Origin of the sequence: Pseudomonas syringae (genome assembly GCF_021605415.1) — a bacterium.
Classification (GTDB): domain Bacteria; phylum Pseudomonadota; class Gammaproteobacteria; order Pseudomonadales; family Pseudomonadaceae; genus Aquipseudomonas; species Aquipseudomonas syringae_S.
The window spans coordinates 1-5,412 of record NZ_WKEQ01000070.1; the positions used below are offsets into that span (position 1 = coordinate 1).

The window sequence follows — 5,412 nt, forward strand, 5'->3', positions numbered from 1 at the left end:
ATCGAACTTTCGGTTCATTGCGTCTTCACACACCGCAATCTGATGCTCTTTCGAGTATTCAAATTGCTTGGGTGTTATATGGTCAAGCCTCACGGGCAATTAGTATTGGTTAGCTCAACGCCTCACAGCGCTTACACACCCAACCTATCAACGTCGTAGTCTTCGACGGCCCTTCAGGGAACTCAAGGTTCCAGTGAGATCTCATCTTGAGGCAAGTTTCCCGCTTAGATGCTTTCAGCGGTTATCTTTCCCGAACATAGCTACCCGGCAATGCCACTGGCGTGACAACCGGAACACCAGAGGTTCGTCCACTCCGGTCCTCTCGTACTAGGAGCAGCCCCTCTCAAATCTCAAACGTCCACGGCAGATAGGGACCGAACTGTCTCACGACGTTCTAAACCCAGCTCGCGTACCACTTTAAATGGCGAACAGCCATACCCTTGGGACCGGCTTCAGCCCCAGGATGTGATGAGCCGACATCGAGGTGCCAAACACCGCCGTCGATATGAACTCTTGGGCGGTATCAGCCTGTTATCCCCGGAGTACCTTTTATCCGTTGAGCGATGGCCCTTCCATACAGAACCACCGGATCACTAAGACCTACTTTCGTACCTGCTCGACGTGTCTGTCTCGCAGTCAAGCGCGCTTTTGCCTTTATACTCTACGACCGATTTCCGACCGGTCTGAGCGCACCTTCGTACTCCTCCGTTACTCTTTAGGAGGAGACCGCCCCAGTCAAACTACCCACCATACACTGTCCTCGATCCGGATAACGGACCTGAGTTAGAACCTCAAAGTTGCCAGGGTGGTATTTCAAGGATGGCTCCACGCAGACTGGCGTCCACGCTTCAAAGCCTCCCACCTATCCTACACAAGCAAATTCAAAGTCCAGTGCAAAGCTATAGTAAAGGTTCACGGGGTCTTTCCGTCTAGCCGCGGATACACTGCATCTTCACAGCGATTTCAATTTCACTGAGTCTCGGGTGGAGACAGCGCCGCCATCGTTACGCCATTCGTGCAGGTCGGAACTTACCCGACAAGGAATTTCGCTACCTTAGGACCGTTATAGTTACGGCCGCCGTTTACCGGGGCTTCGATCAAGAGCTTCGCGTTAGCTAACCCCATCAATTAACCTTCCGGCACCGGGCAGGCGTCACACCCTATACGTCCACTTTCGTGTTTGCAGAGTGCTGTGTTTTTAATAAACAGTCGCAGCGGCCTGGTATCTTCGACCGGCATGAGCTTACGGAGCAAGTCCTTCACCCTCACCGGCGCACCTTCTCCCGAAGTTACGGTGCCATTTTGCCTAGTTCCTTCACCCGAGTTCTCTCAAGCGCCTTGGTATTCTCTACCCAACCACCTGTGTCGGTTTGGGGTACGGTTCCTGGTTACCTGAAGCTTAGAAGCTTTTCTTGGAAGCATGGCATCAACCACTTCGTGTTCTAAAAGAACACTCGTCATCAGCTCTCGGCCTTAAGATCCCGGATTTACCTAAGATCTCAGCCTACCACCTTAAACTTGGACAACCAACGCCAAGCTGGCCTAGCCTTCTCCGTCCCTCCATCGCAATAACCAGAAGTACAGGAATATTAACCTGTTTTCCATCGACTACGCTTTTCAGCCTCGCCTTAGGGACCGACTAACCCTGCGTCGATTAACGTTGCGCAGGAAACCTTGGTCTTTCGGCGTGGGTGTTTTTCACACCCATTGTCGTTACTCATGTCAGCATTCGCACTTCTGATACCTCCAGCAAGCTTCTCAACTCACCTTCACAGGCTTACAGAACGCTCCTCTACCGCATCACTTGCGTGATACCCGTAGCTTCGGTGTATGGTTTGAGCCCCGTTACATCTTCCGCGCAGGCCGACTCGACTAGTGAGCTATTACGCTTTCTTTAAAGGGTGGCTGCTTCTAAGCCAACCTCCTAGCTGTCTAAGCCTTCCCACATCGTTTCCCACTTAACCATAACTTTGGGACCTTAGCTGACGGTCTGGGTTGTTTCCCTTTTCACGACGGACGTTAGCACCCGCCGTGTGTCTCCCATGCTCGGCACTTGTAGGTATTCGGAGTTTGCATCGGTTTGGTAAGTCGGGATGACCCCCTAGCCGAAACAGTGCTCTACCCCCTACAGTGATACATGAGGCGCTACCTAAATAGCTTTCGAGGAGAACCAGCTATCTCCGAGCTTGATTAGCCTTTCACTCCGATCCACAGGTCATCCGCTAACTTTTCAACGGTAGTCGGTTCGGTCCTCCAGTTAGTGTTACCCAACCTTCAACCTGCCCATGGATAGATCGCCCGGTTTCGGGTCTATTCCCAGCGACTAGACGCCCTATTAAGACTCGCTTTCGCTACGCCTCCCCTATTCGGTTAAGCTCGCCACTGAAAATAAGTCGCTGACCCATTATACAAAAGGTACGCAGTCACCCAACAAAGTGGGCTCCCACTGCTTGTACGCATACGGTTTCAGGATCTATTTCACTCCCCTCTCCGGGGTTCTTTTCGCCTTTCCCTCACGGTACTAGTTCACTATCGGTCAGTCAGTAGTATTTAGCCTTGGAGGATGGTCCCCCCATATTCAGACAAAGTTTCTCGTGCTCCGTCCTACTCGATTTCATGACCAAGAGATTTTCGCGTACAGGGCTATCACCCACTATGGCCGCACTTTCCAGAGCGTTCCGCTAATCTCAAAGCCACTTAAGGGCTAGTCCCCGTTCGCTCGCCACTACTAAGGGAATCTCGGTTGATTTCTTTTCCTCAGGGTACTTAGATGTTTCAGTTCCCCTGGTTCGCCTCTTGCACCTATGTATTCAGTACAAGATAACCATCTTATGATGGCTGGGTTCCCCCATTCAGACATCTCCGGATCAAAGTCTGTTTGCCGACTCCCCGAAGCTTTTCGCAGGCTACCACGTCTTTCATCGCCTCTGACTGCCAAGGCATCCACCGTATGCGCTTCTTCACTTGACCATATAACCCCAAGCAATCTGGTTATACTGTGAAGACGACATTCGCCGAAAATTCGAATTTCTCAACTAAGAGAACTCACAAATTTTACCTTAGCCTGATCCGTTACCAGTGAAAGTAACGTTCAGCCTATCTTTCTATCACATACCCAAATTTTTAAAGAACGATCTAATCAAAAGACTAGAAATCAACATTCACCATCACAACAATGGAATGCTCATTTCTAAGCTTTAAACAAACAGAAGCAGTAGTGGTGGAGCCAAACGGGATCGAACCGTTGACCTCCTGCGTGCAAGGCAGGCGCTCTCCCAGCTGAGCTATGGCCCCGTATTTCTACAGGTTCCCACACAAAATTGGTGGGTCTGGGCAGATTCGAACTGCCGACCTCACCCTTATCAGGGGTGCGCTCTAACCAACTGAGCTACAGACCCAATTTCGGGCTGCTTCTTATCGTCTTCTTCAATGAATCAAGCAATTCGTGTGGGAACTTATGGAGCAGCTGATGTCGTCGATTAAGGAGGTGATCCAGCCGCAGGTTCCCCTACGGCTACCTTGTTACGACTTCACCCCAGTCATGAATCACACCGTGGTAACCGTCCTCCCGAAGGTTAGACTAGCTACTTCTGGTGCAACCCACTCCCATGGTGTGACGGGCGGTGTGTACAAGGCCCGGGAACGTATTCACCGCGACATTCTGATTCGCGATTACTAGCGATTCCGACTTCACGCAGTCGAGTTGCAGACTGCGATCCGGACTACGATCGGTTTTATGGGATTAGCTCCACCTCGCGGCTTGGCAACCCTTTGTACCGACCATTGTAGCACGTGTGTAGCCCAGGCCGTAAGGGCCATGATGACTTGACGTCATCCCCACCTTCCTCCGGTTTGTCACCGGCAGTCTCCTTAGAGTGCCCACCATTACGTGCTGGTAACTAAGGACAAGGGTTGCGCTCGTTACGGGACTTAACCCAACATCTCACGACACGAGCTGACGACAGCCATGCAGCACCTGTCTCAATGTTCCCGAAGGCACCTATCCATCTCTGGAAAGTTCATTGGATGTCAAGGCCTGGTAAGGTTCTTCGCGTTGCTTCGAATTAAACCACATGCTCCACCGCTTGTGCGGGCCCCCGTCAATTCATTTGAGTTTTAACCTTGCGGCCGTACTCCCCAGGCGGTCAACTTAATGCGTTAGCTGCGCCACTAAGAGCTCAAGGCTCCCAACGGCTAGTTGACATCGTTTACGGCGTGGACTACCAGGGTATCTAATCCTGTTTGCTCCCCACGCTTTCGCACCTCAGTGTCAGTATCAGTCCAGGTGGTCGCCTTCGCCACTGGTGTTCCTTCCTATATCTACGCATTTCACCGCTACACAGGAAATTCCACCACCCTCTACCATACTCTAGCTTGCCAGTTTTGGATGCAGTTCCCAGGTTGAGCCCGGGGATTTCACATTCAACTTAACAAACCACCTACGCGCGCTTTACGCCCAGTAATTCCGATTAACGCTTGCACCCTCTGTATTACCGCGGCTGCTGGCACAGAGTTAGCCGGTGCTTATTCTGTCGGTAACGTCAAAACAGCAAAGTATTAATTTACTGCCCTTCCTCCCAACTTAAAGTGCTTTACAATCCGAAGACCTTCTTCACACACGCGGCATGGCTGGATCAGGCTTTCGCCCATTGTCCAATATTCCCCACTGCTGCCTCCCGTAGGAGTCTGGACCGTGTCTCAGTTCCAGTGTGACTGATCATCCTCTCAGACCAGTTACGGATCGTCGCCTTGGTGAGCCATTACCTCACCAACTAGCTAATCCGACCTAGGCTCATCTGATAGCGCAAGGCCCGAAGGTCCCCTGCTTTCTCCCGTAGGACGTATGCGGTATTAGCGTTCCTTTCGAAACGTTGTCCCCCACTACCAGGCAGATTCCTAGGCATTACTCACCCGTCCGCCGCTGAATCAGAGAGCAAGCTCTCTTCATCCGCTCGACTTGCATGTGTTAGGCCTGCCGCCAGCGTTCAATCTGAGCCATGATCAAACTCTTCAGTTCAAACATCTTTGGGTTTTGAGAAAACCCTAAACTTGGCTCAGCAATCGTTGGTTACATCTTTGATTTCTCGCGGAGTAACTTGTGATGCTGATAATCTTTCTGACTATCAGTCTGACCCCACAAGCACCCACACGAATTGCTTGATTCAGTTGTTAAAGAGCGGTTGGTTGATTCTTTCGTCTCAACCGAGGCGCGCATTCTACAGCAGCCTCATTTGCTGTCAAGTGATTATTTTCAGAAGTTTTTGAAGATTTCTTCAACAACTTCAACCACTTGCGCTTCCGATCTCTCGTTAGCGGGAGGCGAATTCTACAGCGTTACTCGCTGTTGTCAACACCTCTTTTTCACCGCTTTCGACCGAGAAGATCGAACCGTTAAAAGAGCCACACATCACG

At 51.1% G+C, this 5,412-nt stretch carries 2 tRNA genes and 2 rRNA genes; all 4 read right to left on the reverse strand.

What is annotated here, in order from left to right:
- Positions 1-78 precede the first annotated feature (78 nt).
- Positions 79-2,970: ribosomal RNA gene (locus GIW69_RS25860) — 23S ribosomal RNA — on the reverse strand.
- Between the two features lie 248 nt (positions 2,971-3,218).
- Positions 3,219-3,294, reverse strand: a tRNA-Ala gene (locus tag GIW69_RS25865).
- Positions 3,295-3,321: 27 nt separating this feature from the next.
- Positions 3,322-3,398 (reverse strand) — tRNA-Ile (locus GIW69_RS25870).
- Positions 3,399-3,480: 82 nt separating this feature from the next.
- A 16S ribosomal RNA gene (locus GIW69_RS25875) occupies positions 3,481-5,017 on the reverse strand.
- The 16S and 23S rRNA genes sit together here with 2 tRNA genes alongside, the layout of an rRNA operon.
- Between the last annotated feature and the right edge of the window lie 395 nt (positions 5,018-5,412).